The organism is Jidongwangia harbinensis (assembly GCF_020216025.1).
Classification (GTDB): domain Bacteria; phylum Actinomycetota; class Actinomycetes; order Mycobacteriales; family Micromonosporaceae; genus Actinoplanes; species Actinoplanes harbinensis.
This window is the reverse complement of sequence record NZ_JAIWNC010000021.1, coordinates 94,491-114,240: the sequence shown is the minus strand read 5'-3', so window position 1 is coordinate 114,240 and position 19,750 is coordinate 94,491. Positions and strand designations below refer to the sequence as shown.

Annotated in this window: 18 protein-coding genes and 1 pseudogene; 10 read left to right on the top strand and 9 right to left on the bottom strand. The window is 70.8% G+C overall.

The genetic code is table 11. The annotated features are described in order from the left end of the window. Positions 1–26: 26 nt before the first annotated feature. Both LDL48_RS24690 and LDL48_RS24685 read right to left on the bottom strand, forming a co-directional pair. Positions 27–746 carry a DUF8817 family protein gene (locus tag LDL48_RS24690; RefSeq protein ID WP_225257598.1) on the bottom strand — a complete coding sequence of 240 codons (720 nt, stop codon included), beginning with the start codon at positions 744–746 and terminating at the stop codon, positions 27–29. A 297-nt stretch (positions 747–1,043) separates the two neighbouring features. Continuing rightward, complete coding sequence (locus tag LDL48_RS24685; RefSeq protein WP_225257597.1) at positions 1,044–1,751, bottom strand: alpha/beta fold hydrolase; 708 nt, start codon at positions 1,749–1,751, stop codon at positions 1,044–1,046. A 154-nt stretch (positions 1,752–1,905) separates the two neighbouring features. Between LDL48_RS24685 and LDL48_RS24680 the strand changes: the two genes are divergently transcribed. Next, positions 1,906–2,562 (top strand): GntR family transcriptional regulator, encoded by a 657-nt coding sequence (locus tag LDL48_RS24680; protein WP_225257596.1) that lies wholly within the window; start codon positions 1,906–1,908, stop codon positions 2,560–2,562. A gap of 5 nt (positions 2,563–2,567) precedes the next feature. On the opposite strand, the gene LDL48_RS24675 is transcribed toward LDL48_RS24680, so the two are convergent. Further along, the gene (locus LDL48_RS24675) at positions 2,568–3,773 is read right to left on the bottom strand and encodes an amidase (protein ID WP_225257595.1); all 1,206 of its coding nucleotides are present in this window, start codon (positions 3,771–3,773) and stop codon (positions 2,568–2,570) included. A gap of 79 nt (positions 3,774–3,852) precedes the next feature. Between LDL48_RS24675 and LDL48_RS24670 the strand changes: the two genes are divergently transcribed. Continuing rightward, on the top strand, positions 3,853–4,452 hold the full coding sequence (locus tag LDL48_RS24670) for a GrpB family protein (RefSeq protein WP_225257594.1): 600 nt from the start codon (positions 3,853–3,855) through the stop codon (positions 4,450–4,452). A gap of 161 nt (positions 4,453–4,613) precedes the next feature. Here the strand turns inward: LDL48_RS24670 and LDL48_RS24665 are convergent, their stop codons facing one another. Both LDL48_RS24665 and LDL48_RS24660 read right to left on the bottom strand, forming a co-directional pair. Further along, a complete protein-coding gene (locus LDL48_RS24665) occupies positions 4,614–5,318 on the bottom strand; it encodes an MOSC domain-containing protein (protein WP_225257593.1) in 705 nt (234 codons plus the stop codon). A gap of 139 nt (positions 5,319–5,457) precedes the next feature. Then, positions 5,458–6,582, bottom strand: coding sequence for a hypothetical protein (locus tag LDL48_RS24660; protein ID WP_225257592.1), 1,125 nt, complete (start codon positions 6,580–6,582; stop codon positions 5,458–5,460). A 23-nt stretch (positions 6,583–6,605) separates the two neighbouring features. On the opposite strand from LDL48_RS24660, the gene LDL48_RS24655 reads away from it, so the two are divergent. Then, positions 6,606–7,451, top strand: coding sequence for an aminoglycoside phosphotransferase family protein (locus LDL48_RS24655; RefSeq protein ID WP_225257591.1), 846 nt, complete (start codon positions 6,606–6,608; stop codon positions 7,449–7,451). 97 nt (positions 7,452–7,548) lie between these two features. Here the strand turns inward: LDL48_RS24655 and LDL48_RS24650 are convergent, their stop codons facing one another. Continuing rightward, positions 7,549–8,295, bottom strand: a complete 747-nt coding sequence (locus tag LDL48_RS24650; protein WP_225257590.1) for a hypothetical protein — start codon at positions 8,293–8,295, stop codon at positions 7,549–7,551. Positions 8,296–8,577: 282 nt separating this feature from the next. On the opposite strand from LDL48_RS24650, the gene LDL48_RS24645 reads away from it, so the two are divergent. The 4 genes and pseudogenes from LDL48_RS24645 to LDL48_RS24630 all read left to right on the top strand — a co-directional run bounded on the left by LDL48_RS24645 (position 8,578) and on the right by LDL48_RS24630 (position 12,282). Further along, complete coding sequence (locus tag LDL48_RS24645; RefSeq protein ID WP_225257589.1) at positions 8,578–9,885, top strand: WD40 repeat domain-containing protein; 1,308 nt, start codon at positions 8,578–8,580, stop codon at positions 9,883–9,885. Positions 9,886–9,996: 111 nt separating this feature from the next. Further along, entirely contained in the window at positions 9,997–10,188 is a 192-nt protein-coding gene (locus tag LDL48_RS24640; protein ID WP_225257588.1) for a hypothetical protein, read from the top strand. A gap of 320 nt (positions 10,189–10,508) precedes the next feature. Then, entirely contained in the window at positions 10,509–11,447 is a 939-nt protein-coding gene (locus tag LDL48_RS24635) for a cyclase family protein (RefSeq protein WP_225257587.1), read from the top strand. Between the two features lie 140 nt (positions 11,448–11,587). Beyond that, a pseudogene (locus LDL48_RS24630) lies at positions 11,588–12,282 on the top strand (cytidylate kinase family protein). Positions 12,283–12,696: 414 nt separating this feature from the next. On the opposite strand, the gene LDL48_RS24625 reads toward LDL48_RS24630, so the two are convergent. The 3 genes from LDL48_RS24625 to LDL48_RS24615 form a co-directional block, all read right to left on the bottom strand. Beyond that, positions 12,697–13,089, bottom strand: coding sequence for a nuclear transport factor 2 family protein (locus tag LDL48_RS24625; RefSeq protein ID WP_225257585.1), 393 nt, complete (start codon positions 13,087–13,089; stop codon positions 12,697–12,699). After that, a complete protein-coding gene (locus LDL48_RS24620) occupies positions 13,086–15,224 on the bottom strand; it encodes an MMPL family transporter (RefSeq protein WP_225257584.1) in 2,139 nt (712 codons plus the stop codon). The genes LDL48_RS24625 and LDL48_RS24620 overlap by 4 nt, the downstream gene beginning before the upstream one ends. A gap of 103 nt (positions 15,225–15,327) precedes the next feature. Then, a complete protein-coding gene (locus LDL48_RS24615) occupies positions 15,328–16,578 on the bottom strand; it encodes an endo-1,4-beta-xylanase (RefSeq protein ID WP_225257583.1) in 1,251 nt (416 codons plus the stop codon). Between the two features lie 422 nt (positions 16,579–17,000). Between LDL48_RS24615 and LDL48_RS24610 the strand changes: the two genes are divergently transcribed. The 3 genes from LDL48_RS24610 to LDL48_RS24600 all read left to right on the top strand — a co-directional run bounded on the left by LDL48_RS24610 (position 17,001) and on the right by LDL48_RS24600 (position 19,744). Next, entirely contained in the window at positions 17,001–17,615 is a 615-nt protein-coding gene (locus tag LDL48_RS24610) for an SNIPE associated domain-containing protein (RefSeq protein ID WP_225257582.1), read from the top strand. Positions 17,616–17,620: 5 nt separating this feature from the next. Next, positions 17,621–17,791, top strand: coding sequence for a hypothetical protein (locus LDL48_RS24605; protein WP_225257581.1), 171 nt, complete (start codon positions 17,621–17,623; stop codon positions 17,789–17,791). Between the two features lie 255 nt (positions 17,792–18,046). After that, positions 18,047–19,744, top strand: a complete 1,698-nt coding sequence (locus tag LDL48_RS24600) for a glycoside hydrolase 5 family protein (RefSeq protein ID WP_225257580.1) — start codon at positions 18,047–18,049, stop codon at positions 19,742–19,744. Positions 19,745–19,750 lie beyond the last annotated feature (6 nt).

Here is a 19,750-nt window from a genome sequence, read left to right as displayed (position 1 = left end):
TCGCGCGCCTCCGCTGCGCCGCTGACTCATCGCATCGCCGCGGCGAGGTCGGCAGCGATCTCGAAGGTCGGTGCCGCCCTTCCGGTCTCGTCTGCGGTCAGCGTGACGCGCTCGGCGCGGGCCAGCATCTCGGTTGCGGTGTCCCGGTCGTGGAGCGTCATGGCCAGTTCCGCGCGGTACACCAGCACCTCTACCTCGGTGACCGGGTCATCGTCGGGCTGCGGGCGCGCCAACGCGCTGTCGAGGATGCGGATCGCCTGGCCGACGTCACCCTTGGAGTCGGCCAGCACCACCGCGTTCGCCAGCGCCTTGGCGAGTCGTCCGGCGGGCGCGGGCACCGGCGTGGGCATCGTGGCGGGTTTCTGGAACACGCGGATCCAGTTGCCGCCCGGGTCGATGACGCTGAATCCGCCCAGCCCGTCCACGTTCTTTCGGGCTCTGGGCCGGGTCATCCGTGGCATCCCGGACACCAGGATTTTGCCGTATGCGGCCCGCATGCCGGCAGCGAACGCCCGGTGCAGTTCGGCGATGTCCGGGGTGAGCACGATGCAGGAGCCGTAGGACTGCGCCGGCTCGAAGCCGTCGATCTCGAAGAACTGCAGATGCAGGTCTTCACGTTGCAGTCCGACGCACGGGTTGGGTTTGCGCTGCCGGTACGTGGTGCTGAAGCCGAGAATCCGGTAGAAGGTCTCGATGTCGTCGATCGACGCGCAGGGCAGCAGGGGAACCGTTACCTCGTTGGTCATGGCTCCTTCCTAGGTGGTGCGGATGGTTCGTCGCACATGGAAATAGCCGATCATCGGCCATCCCCACCCGATCGGCCGATGCGATCGCAGAGGGCTTGCCTCGGCGGCCGCTCCGGCCACGCTCATCACGCAGCATCCCGCCGCCGATGGCCCCGAGGACCGCCGAGTCCGGCGGCGACGAGTTCGATCCACAGCGTCACCTGGAACGGCGGGACGGACATCCGGTCCACACTCCGGGGAGCTCGGGGCCGGCTCACGTGACGTGTGCGAGCCGGCCCGGGGTGACGTGGTCGCGGGTCAGCGAGCGCTGCCGGCGGCGTTCCGCGCGGCGGTGACGATGACGTCGGAGACGACGCCCGACCGGGTCAGGTACAGGGCGTGGCTGGCCGAGACGTTGGTGATCCTCGCGCCGATGCGCTCGGCCATGTGCTGGAGCATCGCCTGGTCGAACGCCTTGTCCTCGGTCGCGATGACGGCCCAGCTCGGCTTGTCGCGCCAGGCGGCCGCCTTCACCGGCGTCTCGAACACCGCCATGTTGATGGGCACCTGCGCGTCGCGGAGGAAGGCGGCGTCGGCGGCGTCGGCGTCCGCGGCGAACCCCGCCTGGAACTTGTCGTGACGGAGGAAGCCGTATCCGCCCTCGACGACGTCGATGACGAAGTCGGGCGTCGGGGCGAAGCCCGCGTACTGCTGGGCGGTGGTCTCGCCGGCATCGGGCGCCAGTGCCGACACATAGACCAGTCCGGCGACGTTCGGGTGCACACCGGCCTCGGTGATGACCGTGCCGCCCCAGGAGTGACCGACCAGGATCGTCGGGCCGTCCTGCAGGTCGAGCACCCGGGTGGTCGCCGCGACGTCGTCCGCCAGCGAGGTGAGCGGATTCTGCACGATGGTGACCCGGTAGCCCAGGGCCGTGAGCTTGTCGTACACGCCGCGCCAGCTCGAACCGTCAGCGAACGCACCGTGTACCAGAACGACGTTCTTGATCTCTCGGCCGGTGCTCATGAGGCTCTTCCTTCCGTCGTCGCGCCGGTGTCCCCGGGGCGAGTCCTCGGTGAGCGGGCGATCCGCCGCTCTGATGTGCAATATATTGCATGTAGAAGATGCCAGCAAGCTACGGTGATTTGTCGCAACGCCCGAACTGTGTGCAATATGTTGCATGCCGATTCCCTCGGACCGCTCCGCCGTAGACCGCTCGCTCCTCCGCGACGACGTCTACCGGCGCCTGCGCGACGCCATCGTCGACGGCACGTTCCTGCCCGGGGAGCAGCTCAAGGACGGCGAGCTGGCGGAATGGCTCGGAGTGAGCCGTACTCCGGTACGCGAAGCCCTGCTGCGCCTCGGGAGCAGCGGACTGGTGGTGGCACTACCCGGCCGATCGACCAGGGTCAGCACCGTCGACGCGCCGGCCGTGCGGGACGCCCGCGACGTCATCGCGGCCATGCACGAACTGGCCGTACGACAGACGACGGGCCGGCTCGGCCACGACGACCTCGAACGCATGCGGGACGCCAATCGCCGTTTCGCCGAGGCGGTGGACGCGGGTGACATCGGTGCGGCACTGGACGCCGACGAGGAGATACACCGGATCCCGGTCACCGCGCTGGGCAATCACGCCCTGGAGGCCGTGCTCGACCAGTTCGATCCCCTGGTACGCCGCGCCGAGCGGCTGCGCTTCAGCATGGACGGCCACGCGTCCGTCGAGCTGCACACGCAACTCATCGAACTGATCGCGGCCGGAGACGTGCAGGGAGCCGCGTCGGCGGCATTCGACATCTGGCACACCCTGCCGGCCGAGCAAGGTGCCGAGGGCTGACCTGGTCAGACGGATCTGCGTTCGTCGCCCGCGTCCGGACTCAACGACGAGTGGCGTCCGGCGTGGACCGGTGCCGGCGGCAGTCCCACCTCCAGCTGCGAGGCGATGGAGACGGCGATATCGTCGCGGCCGTGGGCGGCCACCACCTGCGCGCCGACGGGCAGGCCGTCCAGAAGTCCCACCGGGACCGTGACGGCGGGATGTCCGGTGACGTTGAATCCCCAGCACAAGTCCCCGACCACGATCGACTCCTCGTATCGGTCGTACCCGTGCGCCACGGTGAGGGTGGTGGGGGTGACCAGCGCGTCGACCTCGTGCAGAAGGTCGGCAAGGACGGTGTCGTTGTGGTTGCGTACCTCGGTGGCGTGGGAAATCGCGGCGCCGTCCACGCCCCGGCCGGTGTCCAGCGCCCACAACGTCTCCCACGCCGCGTCCACGGCCTGAAGCTCGACCGGCGCGTCCACCACGGTGAGACCGCTGGCGACGAGCCGGTCACGGACGACCCGATCGACACCGGGCTCGGCGAAGCTACCGCAAAGACCCGCTTGATAGGTGACCCGCCATTGCCTGTCCCGGAGGTCCGGTGTCGGCCAATGCGGTAACGCGCACGGATCCCGCCGATCCGGGCCGCTCACGATGCTCGTCGCCGCCACCACGTCGTGCAGATCGGCGCCGATGATCCCGGCGGTGGTCAGACCTCCCAGCGACCGCCCGGTGCGCGGAACCCGGCCGTAGCTGCCCTTGAACCCGACGACGCCGCAGAACGCCGCGGGGATCCGGAGGGATCCACCGGTGTCTCCTCCGGTGGCCAACGGAACGACGCCGGCCGCGACGGCGGCTGCCGAACCCGCCGACGACCCACCCGGCGACCGTGTCGGGTCCCAAGGGTTGCGGGTGTAGTCACTGCCGTTCCACCCGTAGGTCTGCGCCTGGGCGCCGACCCGGGCTCGGGTCGAGGTTCCGATCGGAATCGCTCCGGCCGCGACCAGCCGGGTGACGATCGGGGCGTGCGCCGGCGTACGCGCCTTGATGAGAAACGGCACCCCGGCCAACCGCCCCGAAGGCACCAGCCGGCGAGCCGCTTCCCGGGCGGACACCGCATCGAGCTGATCGATGAAGTGCAGTATCGGGTCCAGCCTCGCCACCGCGTCCAGCGCCTGCTCGACCACATCCGACGCGCTCCATGCGCCGGAGCGAATCTGGTCCGCCATGCGAATCGCCGGCTCACCAAGCACCGGAACAGATTACGCCGTATCCTGGTGGACTTTGTTTCGACCAGGAGGTGGAACGATGCCCGAGTTCTCGCAGGATGTCCGTCAGCGGCTGCTGGGTACGCCGGAACAGGATGCGTCGCGCATTGTGCGGGACCCGCCCAACGGCTGGCGGCCGGTCGTCATCGAGGACTACGACCCCGCATGGGCTGACCGCTACGAAATCGCTGCTGCCGCGCTGCTCGGTGCGCTGGGTGATCGGGCCCTGGGGCTGGAGCACGTCGGGTCCACCTCGGTGCCCGGGCTGGCGGCCAAGCCCATCGTGGACATCGATCTCACCCTGGCCGACACCGACGACGAGTCGCGGTACATCCCGATTCTCGAGAAGCTGGGGTACGTCCTGATCCTGCGCGAGCCCTGGTGGCACGGGCACCGCATGCTCATCGACGCCGGCGAGGACGTCCACCTGCACGTCTGGCCGCAGGGCGCGCCGGAGATCACCCGGCACCTGCTTCTGCGTGACTGGCTTCGTACCCACGCCGAGGATCGCGAACTCTACGCCTCGACCAAGCGGCGCCTGGCCCGCGAGGCGGGTGACGACGACTACACCATGGCCAAGAACGACGTCATCGACGCCATCTTCGAGCGCATCTTCGCGGCGCACGTCGTCGACAAATGATTCAGTGCCGCCGCTCCTGACGGACGCTGATCGGGCTCAGGAAGCCGGCATCGGGCTTGTCGCCGGGCCGGCTTCCCAGCCCGCTCATTTCGGCACGAGCGTGCGAAGGCTCATCCGGTCGGTGTCACGCCGACATCTCCGTCGAGGAAACGATCGAGAGCTCACACCCACGAGCACCTGTCGCCAGCAGCGACCCGACCCTGCTGTTCCACCGTGGCGAAGACGCCGAACGTCGTCTCGTGATGCTCAGCAAGAGCCTTGAGCAGGTCCTTCCGTTCGCCGGCCCCCTCCTGCGCCATATCGATCATGACGCACCGGGTGAGCGGTCGGACTATCCGCAGAACGACTTCCGTCCCCACCCGCAGCCGACGCCCCGGCCAGTTGTCCTCCGCAAAGCCGCTCCCCGGCAGATCGATCAGAAGGTTGGCCCGAAACCGCAACGGATCGATTTCCGCCGCGCCCCTTTCCCCGCCGGCAAGCCTTGTCAGGGCGCGCATCGAGGCCGTCGTCAGCAGGCTGACCGGGCCCTCGTCGTGATGCGGGACAGCCGCTTCCCGAGCGAGAGTCACCGTGCGCCCGAGCGCTGCACTGACTGCCCGGTGCCCGATGGCATCGTCGGCAGGGAAACGGCGACCGTCGGGCAACTCCACCACAGGGACCGGCTCGGACGCGTACGCGCGGAACTGGAATAGACCCGGCATCCGCCGGAATCGGCGGGTGCTCTTGCCGCTGCCGAACTTGCCATCCGCGTCGCGCACGGCCCACAACCGGTCTCCGGCCAAGCCGCGATGACCGACCTCGACCGCCGGCACCACCTCGCCCAGCATCGACTTCACCGGGTATCGACGGATCTCAGCAACCTGCACGAGCAGACGATACGAGATCAGGACACCCGCAATCAGCGTCGGCCGGACTCGGGTCTCGCGTCGGTCGACGTCCGCACGGCAGTCCAGGACGCCGGGCGGGCCGATACCGCCTGCAGAGGAGGGCCGACATCCCTGGAGGTCAAGTCGGGGGCTGGCGATGCTCTTTGCCTAGCAGCATGTCGATGAATACGAGAAGCTTGGCGCCCGGTGTGCGCGACAGTGCCGGTAAGGGAACCTCGAACTTACCCTCCAGAAAGGGGAGCGCCACGGTGATGGGGATGGTTCGGCGGTTTACCGGTGTGCCGAGCCGCGAGCTCCACTGCGCGGCCGCCTCTTCGAGTTCCCCCATGATCGCGTCCGTGGCGTGGGCGTCGCCCTGCTCGGCGGCGTCGAGCAGGGCAGCCATGCCGGCGCGGAAGGAGAAAACTTCGGGCTGCTCGCGCAGCCACGCGACGACGCGTCCCGTACTCCAGTCCCGCTCTTCGGCGGTTGCCTTGACGAAGGTGGTGAGCAGCGGGGTCGGCATCGACGGCTGGGGCACTCCGAGCCACCTCTGCTTACGCTGCTGGTAGCCGGTCCGCACTTCGGTGCTGAAGACGTCGAGCAGGCGAGAAGCCTGGCCGTACCGCGGAGCCTCGTCGTAGGCCTTGGCCGGATCGAGCAGGAGTGCCGAGGCTGCGCTCTCCTGGAGCGCGAGGTAATAGAAGAGTCGCATCAACATCAGGGGTCCACGACTGACGTGTCGCGGCCGCTCCCCGTGCGCCGAAACGAATGCGTGCAGAACGGGCCGCGTCTCCGGATTCCCCTCCAGGAAAGCGGCGACGTCCTGCCAATCGGTGGATGGGTTGAAGTGGGCCGGGGGAAACTCGCGGGAGAGTTCCGGCGGAATCTGCCCACGCGGCAGGACACCTCCCAGGGACCCGCGGCGCATCTGGGCGAACAACTCGGCACCGCGCACATAGAGGCCGGCTACGTTCGGCGGCTCAAGATCAAGTATTTCCACTCCCGCGCCGATGTCGGTGGTCCACAGCAGCCTGTCGCGGTTTGCGCGGATGGTCGGCCCGTCCAGCAGAACGCGGTCGAAAAGCACCAGACATTCGAGGGCGGCGGCCTCTCGTGCGGTGGTGCGCCGACCCGGGGAGAACCGGTCCAGTTGGAGCCGCAACAGCGTTGAGGTGTCGATCAGCAGGGTCGGTATCGCCGGTGCATCCACCTCCCGGAGAATATCCGAGCGCAGGAGACCGAAATGCGGCGGCCGCGCCACGAACGCTGAGCTACGGTGCTGCGATGCAGGAGTACGAGGCTCAGCGGGCAACCCAGGCAGCCATCTCGAGCGCCGCATCGCTGGGCCTGACCGTCCATGACGCCGCCGTGCTGCACAACTCGAACAAGTTGACCCTCCGTCTGCAGCCCTGTGACGTGCTGGCCCGGGTGGCGCCGGTGACGAGCCGGTGCGCCCAGTTCGAAGTCGATGTCGCTCAGCGGTTGGCCGAGGCCGGGAGCCCGGTGGCCGCGCTGCACGTGCCCGAGGTCTTTGTGCGGGGCGACTACGAGGTCACCCTGTGGGCCTACTACGAACCGGTCACCTCTCCCGCGATACCCCACGCGGACTACGCGGCAGCGCTCGCATCTCTGCACGCCGGAATGCGCCGGGTCGACCTGCCCTCCCCGCACTTCACGGACCGGGTCGCCGAGGCCCGGACGCTCGTGGCCGACCACGTCCGGACGCCGGAACTGGCGGACGCGGACCGGGTCTTTCTCGCCGGCATGGTGGACCGCCTGCGCCGAGCGGTCAGCGAGAGCGGCCGGCCCGAGCAGTTCCTGCACGGCGAACCCCATCCGGGCAACCTGCTCCCGACCGGGACCGGCCCGCTCTTCATCGATTTCGAGACGTGCTGCCGGGGGCCGATCGAGTTCGACCTGGCGCACGCACCCGACGGGGTTGAAGACCACTACCCGGGCATCGATCACCAGCTGCTCCGGGACTGCCGGACCCTCGTGCTGGCGATGATCACAGCGTGGCGCTGGGACCGCGACGACCAGTTCCCGGACGGCCGCCGGCTCGGCATCGAGTGGCTGAGCGAACTGCGGAAGGCAACGGCGCCGTCCGGCCAGGCACGCGCGAGTAGTTGAGCCAGGCGCTGGCCTCCGGCGTCCCCTTCACCGGGTGGTAGATCGCCAGGCGCAGAGCGGCAGCATCCCGGCCACGGGGCGGCACGCGGGCGAGGCGTCAGTTCGCCTCGCTGCAGTCCGACGCGTCCCGGATCACCATCCCGCGGGCCAGCCGGGCCGGCTCGGAGTTCAGAGTCGCGTCGATGGCCGTGGCCGGCGGCAGGCCCCGGCCACCCGGGAGTGCCGTCGCCGCGCCCTGGTAGATCGGTACCGCGAACGGATCGAGTTCCCCGCCGGCCAGCCGTTGCCAGCCGCGTCCCTCGTCGTCGGCGAACCACAACGCCACGACCACCTTGCGGTCCGGGACCGGCTTGCCGGTGAAGATCTCCTTCGGGAGCCCGAGTACGACGCAGGGTGGAATCGCGTCGAGGTAGAAGAGTCCGGTCCGGCCGGCCCGGTCGACCAGGAGCCATGATTTGAAGATCGGTGACGGCGCCCGGTTCCGGATCACGATCCCGGGTGCGCCGAGCTGTCCTTCCACCCGGGTGGGCAACAGGCCCTCGACGATCGAGACGCGTGCCGCAATCTGCTTCTGCTGCCGGCCGCGCTGATCCGCGAACGCCATCGTGGACAGCACGATCGCGGCCACCGAGAGCACCGCGGACACGACGGCGCTCCAGGCTTGAACCTTCTCCACGGCACTGCGGCCGGCCCGGCTCTCCGGGCCGCCGCCAGCCTGGTCCGGCAGCGCGGTTACCTGCTCGGGTACGTCCACCGCGGCCGGCGCCTGGCCGGCCGCACGGACCTGCTCGGGTACGTCCGCCGTGGCCGGTGCCTGCCGGGCAGCACGCGCCTGCTCGGGCACGGGCGGGGGCTCCGGAGGCGCGGGGTCCTCCGGCCGGCGATGCTTCGGTTCTGCCGACGGATCGGCGGCCGTCGGGTCATCCGGATTTTCCGTGGTCATCTCGCCAGACCTCCGAGTGGGGAGTCACCCGGCGGAACACCGGGCCGGTATCCGTCGTAGCCGATTGCGGTAGCCGTCGGTGCCCGGGCGGACAATGTGGTCCTGCGGCGGACAACGCGGCTCCCCGGCGGACATCCGACGGTCTCTTGCGCCGGTCGGCGGACGACTGTGACGCTGAGCCACATGCCACGTCCGGAGCGTCCCCTTGATCCAGCGGACGGCCCGCTCGCCGAGTTCGCCGCCGCACTGCGTGCGCTCCGGGTGGCCGCCGGTTCCCCCAAGTACAGCACCATGGCGGCCCGCACCGACCGGTCGACCACGGCTCTGTCCGATGCCGCCAGTGGCCGGCACCTGCCCAAGTGGCCGACCGTCGAGGCCTATGTGCAGGCCTGTGACGGCAACGTCGAGGAATGGCGCGGCCGATGGGAACGGCTGAAGGCGGACCTCGGCGCGGCGGACGCCGGAGGGCGGCTGTCCCGGCGTGCCGTGATCACCGGCGGTGCGGTCCTGGCCGGCGGTGCGGTCCTGGCCGGCGGGGCAGCCACGCTGTTCGTCGTCCGGAAGGCGACCTCGGGGGATCCGGACGACCCGCGGCTGCTGACCCCGGGACATCCCTCCGGGCCGGTGACGCTGAGCTTCCCCCGGTTCTTCGCGGACCGGCTGGCCACGGCGGACGCGGCCGGCGTCGTCCGGATCTGGGACACCGCCGCCGGCGAGGTGACCCGGACGATCGACACCGGGGATCCGCAGCCGACGCTGGTCGCCTTCGACCCGCTGAACCGGGAGGTTCTCGCCACCACCGGGCCGGACGGCCTGATCCGGCTCTGGGACCACACCGACGGCAGCCCGCTGCGGACGCTGCCCGGCGCCGGCCCGGGCGACAAGGCGGTGCTCGCCTTCGACCCGCACGACCGCAACGTGCTGGTGGCCGCCGTCACCGGACGCCCGGTGACGTTCTGGGACATCGACACGGGCCGGCGGATCCGCACGCTGGGCGGGCCGGCCGCGCCGGTCACCGCGCTCGCCTTCGACCCGCTCACCCGCCACACCCTGGCCGTGGCCGGCCGGGACGGCCCGGTCACCGTCTTCGACACCAGCAACGGGCAGCCGGTCCGCCGGCTGCAGGGCTCCTTCCGCCACGTGACCGCGCTCGCCTTCGACCCCCTGACCCGCAACACCCTCGTCACCGGCGAGACCGGAGCCGCGATCCGGGTCTGGGACTCCAGCGACGGGCGCCCGGTCCGCCCGGTCCGGATTCCGCGTGGGGCCGGCTCGCTGGCGTTCAACCCGTTGATCCGGAACAGCCTCGCGGCCGCCCCGCGGGACGGAACGGTCCAGATCTTCGACGCCAGCACCGGCCTGCACGTGCACACCCTCATCGGCAGCGCCGACCCGGCGGACACGATCGCCTACGACCGGAACGGCGTGATGCTCGCGGCCACCTACGCCGACGGCGCGGTCCGTCTCTGGCCGATCCGGGACTTCCGCTGACCCGCCGGCATCCGATCGGCTCCACCACCGACGAGCTTCGACGGTCCACGGCTCCGCGCCGCCCTCGACAGGGGACTGTGCCGGGCGGATCGGCACCGTATGGTCTTCGCCGTGGACGATCGGGGACGACGGGTCTATGCGGCGCGGATACTGGGCACCATCGCCGTGGTGGTCGGCCTCCTGGTCGCGGTCTTCGGGCTGGTTGCCGACGACACGCCCGCCGAGGGCTACGTCGTCGCGGGTCTTCTGGTGATCACCGGGCTCGGGCTGCGGCTGGAGGCCGCGCTCGTCGATCGCCGCTGACCGGGCCCACGACGATCAGGCGCACCAGGTGGGCCCTCAGGCCACGCCGGTGAGTGAGCGCCCGTAGCCCGTTCGCGTCGATCGTTCCGGCCCGCGCCAGCATGGTCGCCTCCGCCAGTCCTGAGGTCGGGCGGGTCATGGACTTGCCCGCCGGCGCGATGCGCGCGAACGGGACCCGGACGTCGTCGGCCACGACCGAGTGACTGCCGGCGCCGCCGCGCGCCGGCCCGGTGAGGTAGCGTCCTGCCAGGTCACGTCGCGCGCGGCGCCTCGACCGCGGGACCGGAGGAGTCGATGCTGGGATGACGGCGGGGCGGGCGATGCCGACGCAGGACGACGTGCTCGGGTATTTCCGGACGCTGTCGAACTGGGGCCGGTGGGGCGACGACGACGAACTCGGGACGCTGAACCACATCACCGACGACGTCCGGCTGGCGGCGGCCCGGGCCGTGCGGCACGGCAGGGGCGTGTCGTGCGCCTGGGAGGTCGCCGTACCGCGGGACATGGAGCGGTCGACGACGACGTGCCCGTGCGCGGCCGACATGCCGGGCGGGGAGAACATGCCGGTGCCCGGGTTCCACGCCGACCGGCGCTGGGGCTTCTCGTCCGAGCGGCTCGGCATCACGTTCCACGGCAACACCGTCACCCACCTCGACTCGCCCTGCCACATCTTCTGGGACGGCACGATGTACAACGGGCGGTCGCACTCGTCGGTCGGCGCCGGCACCGGCTCGGCGTGGGCCGCCGTCACGGCCGCGGCGAACGGCATCGTCACCCGCGGTGTTCTGCTGGACATCGCCCGGGTCCGCGACGTGCCGTGGCTGGAGCCCGGGCAAGGCGTGTTCCCCGACGATCTCGAGGAGGCCGAGCGTCGCCAGGGTGTGCGGGTGCGACCCGGCGACGCGGTACTCCTGCGGACCGGCTACGGCCGTGCCCGGCACGAGAGCGGCCCGGCCGGCGGCTTCACGCAGGCCGGCTGGCACGCGTCCTGCCTGCCGTGGCTGCGGGAGCGGGAGGTCGCGCTGATCGGCGCGGACACCCCACAGGACGTGCAACCGTCCGGGTACGCGGACGTGCTGATGCCGGTACACGCCGTGAGTCTCGTCGCGATGGGGCTGTGGATGCTCGACAACTGCGACCTGGAGGCGTGCGCGTCGACGGCCGCCGAGCTGGGCCAGTGGGACTTCCACCTGGCCGTCGCGCCGGTCCGCCTCGCCGGTACGTCCGGTAGCCCGGTCAACCCGATCGCCACGTTCTGACCGCGGCGACGCTGCGGCCCTGGCCGAGACGTAGGCGATCGGCTGTCCGTGGACCCCGACCGGCCGCATGGTGGCGGGCAGCATCCGGGCGCGCTGTCGCCTAGGCTCCGATCGTGCGCGAGACCAGAACGGGGTAGGACATGGGCCGAGGCACCCGGGCGGAGGTGCTCGCCGCCTGGCCGGGGCGGTCGGGTCGGTCACCGTCCCGCATCCGGTGCGGGTCGCCGTCGACGGACCGCCCGCCGCGGGCAAGACCACCCTGGCCGACGAGCTGGCCGCCGTCCTGCGTACCCGGGGGCGCGAGGTCATCCGCGCGACGATCGACGACTTCCTCGTCCCCCGGGCGCAGCGCTACCCGCGCGGCGAATACTCGGCCGAAGGCTGCTACCTCGACGCCCATGACCACGACGCGCTGAACCGGGTGCTGCTCGATCCGCTCGGCCCGGGCGGAGACCGGCGCCACCGAACCGCGGTCTACGACCACGCCACGGACACCGCGACGTCCCCGCCGGTCACGACCGCCGCCGCCGACGCCGTGTTGGTCTTCGACGGCGTCTTCCTCATGCGCCCGGAACTGATCGGCCGGTGGGACCTGCGTGTCCTCGTGTCGGCGGCGCCGGAGAAGACGGTGGATCGCGCCGTGATCCGGGAGAGCCGGGTGTCCGCCCGGGCCGCCGTCGAACGGCGCTGGCGCGAGCGGTACCTCCCCGCCCAACGGTTCTACTTCGCCACGGTGCGCCCGGCCGAGCACGTCGACATCATCGTGCACAACGACGAGCCCGGGATGCCGGTGTGGGAATCCGTCGGGCCGGGTGCCCGCGCTCACCACCAGTAGTTGTCCTGCGGCCGGTAGGGGGCCTCCAGCGCGGCGACCCTGATCACGGCACATCGGGATCATGTCCCGCTCATCGACAGGCGTTCGCGGTGTCGCAGAACGTCACACCCAGCTAGACGGCCTGCCGGAAGAACGGCGCCGCGGCATCCTCGTCGAGTGTCCACCGGTGCATACCGGCCGCGGCTTCTCCGAAGCTCATGCACCCGAGCCCGATACGACTCACCCTCAGCCCGGTCCGACCCAGCCGTGTGAACTCCACCGCGCTACCTCCACCGTCAGCCGGCACGGGCCCCGCGCACCCGCCACGAGCGACGCTTCGCGGCCGTACCCGCCAGCCTCGCACGCCGAACCGGCTGTCACGCGCCACGGCACCGGAACCGTCACCGGCCGCGCCGCCGGGTTCCGAAACAGGCCTTAGCCGGCGGTGGCCTCGCGCTGGATCTGTTCGAACTGGGCGGCCATCGCGGCGGCCAGCGCCTGTGCCGCGGACAACGGGCGGACCATGACCGTGAACTCGTCGATCAGGCCATTCTCGTCCAGGTGCACGAAATCGCAGCCCTCGACGGCGACGTCGCCGATCCTGGCCGCGAAGACCAGCGCGTGGTCGCGGCCGCCGTCGCCGCTCAGCTCGCGGACGTACCGGAAGTCCTCGAACACCCGCAGCACGCCGCGCAGGATCGCCGCGGTGATGGCCTTGCCCGGATAGGGCTTGAACGCCACCGGGCTGCGGAACACCACGTTGTCGGCCAGGGTCGCGGCGATGGCGTCGGGATCGCGTGCCTCGACCGCGGCGCGAAAATCGATCATCGCGCCAGCGTACGGGTCGGCTCGCCGGCCTCGGCGCCGGTGGTGGCGCCCGGCCGCCACCAGTTCCAGCGTCCGAGCAGTGACATCGTCGCCGGGAGCAGGAGGCCGCGGACCACCGTGACGTCCAGCAGGACCGCCACGGCCATGCCGATACCGATCTCCTTCACCGCGACCAGGTCGCCGAGGACGAAGCCGAGGAAGACGATGCCGATCGCCAGTGCGGCCGTGGTGACCACCGGACCGGTGGCGGTGATTCCGGCCAGGACGGCGCGGTCGTTGGCCGCGCGGTCGGTGGCCGTCCGCCGGTCCCATTCTTCCTTGATCCGGGCCAGCAGGAATACCTCGTAGTCCATCGAGAGGCCGAACGCGAAGACGAACAGCAACAACGGGGTGGTCAGGTCGAGCGCACCCCACGGGTCGAAGCCCAGCAGGCCGGCACCCCAGCCCCACTGGAAGACCGCGACCAGCACCCCCATGGTCGCCAGCAGCGTCAGCAGGTTCATCGCGATGGCCTTGACGGGTACGACCACCGAGCGGGTGAGCGCGAACAGCAGCGCCCCGGTCGCCACGACGATGATCGCCAGGGCGACCGGCAGGCGCTCGGCCACCGAGCGTTTCGCGTCGACCAGTTCCGCGGCGGGACCGGCGACCAGCACCGGGGCGGGCGCGTCGAGTGCCCGCAGGCTCGCCACCAGTCGCTGGGCCGACGGGCCGTCCTCGGTTCCGCTCGGCACCACGTCGGCGACGCTCACCCCGGGCGGCAGGCTGGATCGCGGGTAGACATCGGACACGCCCGGTAGCCGCTGCATGCTGTCGTACAGGTCGGTCAGGCCGGGCGCGGCCGGATCCACCTCGATCACCACGGTCAGCGGCTGCTTCGGCGGGTCGGTGAACCGGCCCTGCACCGCCTCGTACGTCTGGCGGGCCTCGCTGCTCCGCGGCAGCGCGCGGACATCCGAGTTGGCGAACTCCACGAAGAACAGCGGCGCGCTCAACACCAGCAGCCCGGCCGTCGCCGCCAGCGCAACCGGGCCCGGCCGGCGCTGAGCGAACCCGGCGAGCCGCGCCAGCAGGCCGGGGTTCGGCCCCGGCCCGGAAACCCGCCGGGTCCGGCGCCACCCGCCGGTCGCCGGGATGCGCCGGTGGGCGGTTCCGATCAACGCGGGTACGAGCGTCAGCCCGGTCACCGTCGCCAGAACGACGACCAGCGCTCCGCCCATCGCCATCGCGGACAGCAGCGGGTCCCCGAAGGCGAACAGGCCCACCAGCGCCGCGGTGACGGCGGAGCCGGAGACCAGCACCGCCCGGCCGGCGGTCGCCACCGTGCGGGCCGTCAGGTCGGCCAGTGGCGCCCGCGGGTCGGCGGCCCGTTCCTCCTGGAACCGGGCGATCAGCAGGAGGCTGTAGTCGACCGCCAGCCCGATGCCGAGCAGGGTGACCACGTTGACCGCGTACTCGCTGACCGGCAGGAGGCGGGCCAGACCGGTCAGCGTCAGCAGCGTGGCGGCGACCGCGCCGAGCGCGGCCGCCAACGGCAGCAGGCCGGCCACCAGGCCGCCCAGCAGCACGATCAGCAGGAGCGCCACGCAGACCAGGGCGACGGACTCGCCCACGGCCGCATCCCGGACGGCCTGGTCGCCGAACTCCTGTTCGGCCCGCAGCTCGCCGCCGATCAGGATCTCGGGGGCGTCGATGCGGCGCAGGGCCGCGCTCACCCGGTCGGCGACCCGCAACGCCTCGGCGTCGCTGAGGCCCGGCTTGAACTCCACCGTGACCAGGGAGCTGCGGTTGTCGCTGGAGATCTGCCGCGCCGCCGAGGTGTAGGAGTCCTCGACCTCGGCCACCCCGGGGATGTCGCGGATCTCGAAGGCGATCCGGCTGACGCTGTTGACCAGTTCGATCGCGCCGACATCGCGGCCGGAGATCACGGCTACCAGGCGTTCGCCCTCGGGGGACAGCGCATCCAGACGGTCCTGCGCGACGGTGGACGGCGCGCCGGGAGGCAGGGTGTCGATCGACCGGGTGCGATCGTAGACGGTGCCACCGAACACGGCACCGGCCAGCGCGACCACCACCCACACCGCGATGACGGCGTGGCGCCGGAGGTAGACGGTACGACCTAGCGCGGCGAGCATGACGTCCTCCTGACCGGCGCCGGAGGGACAGCCGCGGCACATGCAATCATCGCGGGCGGGCGAAGCGCAACCGTCGCCCGCCCGGGATCCCGCGTTCCGCCGGCTACCGCGCCACCGGGTCGACGGTCACCGTGGTGCTCTGCTGCTCCGGGCCGATCCGGAACGGTGCACCGGCGACCGCGTAGTCACCGTGGAAGCCCCGTACCGTCAGTGTCCCGTCGGCGCCGGTGCGCTGCTCCGTCGGCGGGAGCCACCACTCGCCCTTGATCAGGGCGGACAGGGCGTCGTACGACGGCTTGCGGGTGCCGTCGGCGCGGATCAGGCCGACCGGTGCGCCGAGCCAGGAGCCCCGGTCCGTCAGCCCCCAGTAGTTGATCGCCTGAACCGCCGGGTGGGCGACCAGCGACCGGTAGTGCCGGACGATCTCGTCCGCCTGGCGTGCCTCGCCCTCGGGCGTCGTCGGCCAGTCGGGAACCTGGTAGTCGTTGAGGTCCTCGATGTCACGGGGCATGAGGTGCCCGGAGACCAGCGTGCTCTCGGTCAGGTGCAGCGGCAGTCCGTAGCGGGCGAACCGGTCCAGCATGGCGTTCATGTACTCCTCGCCGCGGTAGCCCTTGTGCATGTGGGTCTGCAGGCCGATCGCGTCGATCGGGATGCCGGCCTCGAGAACACCTTCGATCAGGCATTCGTACGCCGAGCTGAGGTCGAAGTCGTTGAGCACCAGCGTCGCACCCGGGTTGGCCGCCCGCGCCTGCTCGAACGCCAGCCGTACCATCGCGATCCGCCCGCGGGCGCGGGCCAGCGGAGTCACCGCGTTGTCGCCGTTGGCGAAGACCGGCATGATCACCGCTTCGTTGATCGCGTCCCAGGTGTCGATGAGGCCGGCGAAGCCGTCGACGAGGTGCCGGATGCGCTCCCGGAGCAGTCGTTCCACCTCGTCCAGTTCGAGACCGAGCAACCACCGGGGCTGGACGGTGTGCCACACCAGCGGATGCCCCTTGACGACCACGCCGCGTTCGGTGAGCCATCGTGCCGTCCGCAGAAGGCGGGCGGTGTCGGGTGCTCCGCGGGTCGGCTCGTAGCTGCCCCAGTAGAACGGCAGCGTGGCCGTGTTGAACAGACCCAGCCAGTCCCGGGCGAACTGGTCGAGGTCGATGTCCGTCGCGCCGCCGAAGTTCTGCTCCCGGCCCTCCTCGGCCGGGTTCGGCCCGCCGACCAGGTGGACGAAGTCAAAACCGATGTTGCCGAACGCGAACGCGTGGCGCCGCTGCTCGACCGTGACGACCCGGTCGGCCAGCGGCCGGTGGTCCGGTCCGAGCACGGTCAGCGTGATCTCGCCGATGCGGTGCTGCATGCCTTCTCCTTGCGACGACGGAAGCAGATCGTGTCCACGCATTCTTGTAGGCGTACCCGCATCACCCGATCCGTACCGTCTGGAGCACCCTGGCTCGTCATCGGAACTGGCCCAGACCGCCCGCGGGGTGGGTGCCTCCTGAGGGATGGAAGCCCGATCCGATGTGGGGGCCGGCGCCGGAGGGCTGGCAATTCTGGGTGCCGGACGTGATGGAAGCTCCTGCTTCATCTGCCCCCCTGCCGCCGGTGGTACCGGGGATGAATACCCCGGCACCACCTGTGGTTCCGCCCCCGGTACCGGATCCACCCGGATCCGCTCCGGCGGAGTCGGGCATCGGATTCTTCGGTGCGAGAGGCAAAGCCCGGGAACTTGCCGGCGAGGTCGAACGGCTTACGGCGGAGCTCAACGGTCTGCACGCGGACATGCAGCGTCTCGGTGTGTTGTCCGCGGTGGAACTGGAGCGATATCGGGAACGGGTCCGACAGGAGACTGCCGACGAGGCGGCCCGCAGCAAAACGCAACTCGCCGAGCAGATTGCGCAGACGCAGGCGCGAGTGGGCGAGCTGATGCGGCAGGAAGCCGAGGCGCACACCCGGCTGGCGCAGGTGCGGCAGCAGGTAGTTGTCACCGAGGAGACGGCTATTCTGCAGGAAGTCGGCGTGTACGAGTACCGGCATCCGCTGTCTGATGCCGTTGCCTACCAGGCGGCTCTGGCGCGCATCCAGGACCGGATCAAGAGGATGGCGAGGGCCGACGGTGGGGCGGTCCAGGCGGCGCGCGGATGGACCGTCAACGGCTCGGAGGCGCAGGGCCGAACGATGATCCGGGACTTCTCGAAGTTGATGCTGCGTGCCTACAACGCGGAAGCCGACAACCTCGTTCGCGGGATGAAGCCATACAAGCTGGACTCGGCCGTCGACCGGCTGGGAAAGGTGGCGACCGCGATTGCCCGGCTCGGCAAGACGATGGACATCCGGAGATCGAGAAAGAGCGGGCCCGCCTTGACAAGGAGCGCGCTCACTACCTCAACGCGTTAGTCGCGTTGCAGGCCAAAGGCGATACCGGTGGTGCTGAACAGTTGCAGGAGCGGCTGGCGCAGATTGACGCCGCGATCCAGGACGTCGACTATCGGGCGGCGAACATCCGGGCCGGCGACGCCCGCGCAAGCGAAGGCATTGCTGTCGCAGCTGGCGGGGAACCTTCTGCAGTATGAGGATCTGCCGGAAGCCCTGGAGTTCAGGCAGTCTCTGACCCAGACGCAGTCGGCGGAAGCGATGGCCGGGTAGCCCTTTCACGCCGAGGTCGCCGCACGATTCGGCATCCGTTGCTCGGCAGAGCGTCCTCGCCCCGGCCGCCCCGTGCGTGGCCGGTTGCGGACGTGAGCCTTTCTCGGGCGACTCGGTAGCGGCATCGTCGGCGGCGGGTGCCGGGTCGGCTCGTCGCGGCGCACGAGGTCTGGGGGAGTGCCATGGGCGTCGTCGTGCGAAGGCCGGTCCGGCTCGTCGCCGTGCTGCTGATGCTGGTCGGGCTGGTCGCGCCGGTGCGGGCGGCCGCGGCCGGGACGTCCTATGTGACCGCGGAGGGCACCCGGTTCGTCCTCGACGGCCGGCCGTTCTACGTCGCCGGGACCAACAACCATTATCTCGGCTGGGGTACCCGCGCCGAGGTCGACTCGGTGCTGGAGTCGGCCGCGGCGTCGGGGTACAACGTGGTGCGCGGCATCCTGCACTCGGTCAAGGGCTCGCCGGACGGGACCGTCAAGCGGCACGTGTGGAACCCCGGCAGCACCGCCGACTCGTCCAACATGGGGGTGCACGGCACCTACCTGGCCTACTGGGACCCGGCGCGGAACACGTACGCCTTCAACGACAGCGAGGTCGACGGCCTGGGCCGGTGGGACTACGTCATCTACCGGGCCGGCCGGCTCGGTCTGCGCCTGAACCTCGCGATGCTGGACTTCTGGCAGTGGGCGGGCGGTTCGCAGCAGGTCAACGCGTGGTATCTCGACGGGTACGACGCCGCCGCTGATCCGCGCCGGTACACCTTCTTCTACCAGGATCCGCGCGCCCGGCAGTTCTACCGGGACTGGACGGCGCATGTCCTGAACCGGGTCAACCCGCTGACCGGCATCCGTTACGCCGACGATCCGACGATCTTCGCGTGGGACCTGATGAACGAGCCGGAGGTCAGTTCCGTCGCGCTCGCCCAGAGCTGGATGCAGGAGATGGCCGTCCACCTGAAGGCGCAGGGTGCCCGGCAACTGGTGGGCAGCGGCAGCGAGGGCTTCTACGACGGCCGGGCGGGCAGCGACCCGGACACCGAACCGCTGGCGGTTCCGGCCGTCGACTTCCAGACCTGGCACACCTACCCGACCTACCACGACGTGTCCCCCGCGGGCGTCGTCGACCTGGTCGAGCGGCATTGCGCCTCGGCGCGCCGGGCGCAGAAGCCGGTCCTGTTGCAGGAGTTCGCGTACCCGGCGGCGACCGAAGGCGCGCGGCGGAGCCGTGCGGAGCTGTACCGCACCTGGCTGGCCGCGGTGCACGCGAACGACGACTGCGCCGGCTGGCTCTACTGGCGGCTGGAGGGCAAGGTGAAACCGCAGCCGACGCGGCCGCACCCGCTCGACGACGCGGCCGATCCGGGCACCTTCGTCTGGCCGCCGGACAACGGCGAGGGATTCGGCATCAACGGGCCGACCGACCCGGCGTACCCGGTGTTCGCCGCCGAGGCCGCGCGGATGCGCGCCAAGAACACGCCGACCGTGGTGGACGACGCCGTGGTCGGGGCCGGGGGGTGGACCTACAGCGACGGGTGGACGCACTGCACGGACTGCGACGAGGCCGCGCCGCCGGTGGCCTACCACGAACGGTCGCAGAGCTGGAGCGCGGTGGCCGGGCGGACCGCCACGCTGACGTTCACCGGCGTCCGGGTCAGGTACCACGGCGTCACCGCGAGCCACCACGGCGTCGCCGCCGTGTCGGTCGACGGCGGACCGGAAACCATGATCGACCTGCACCGTGCGACCAAGACCGGGGACGTCCTCCTGTGGAGCAGCCCGACGCTGACCCGCGGCACCCACACCCTGCGAATCCGGGTGACCGGGAACCGCAATCCCGCGTCGACCGGCACCGGGGTGACCCTGGACCGCGCCGTCGTCGAGTAGATCCGG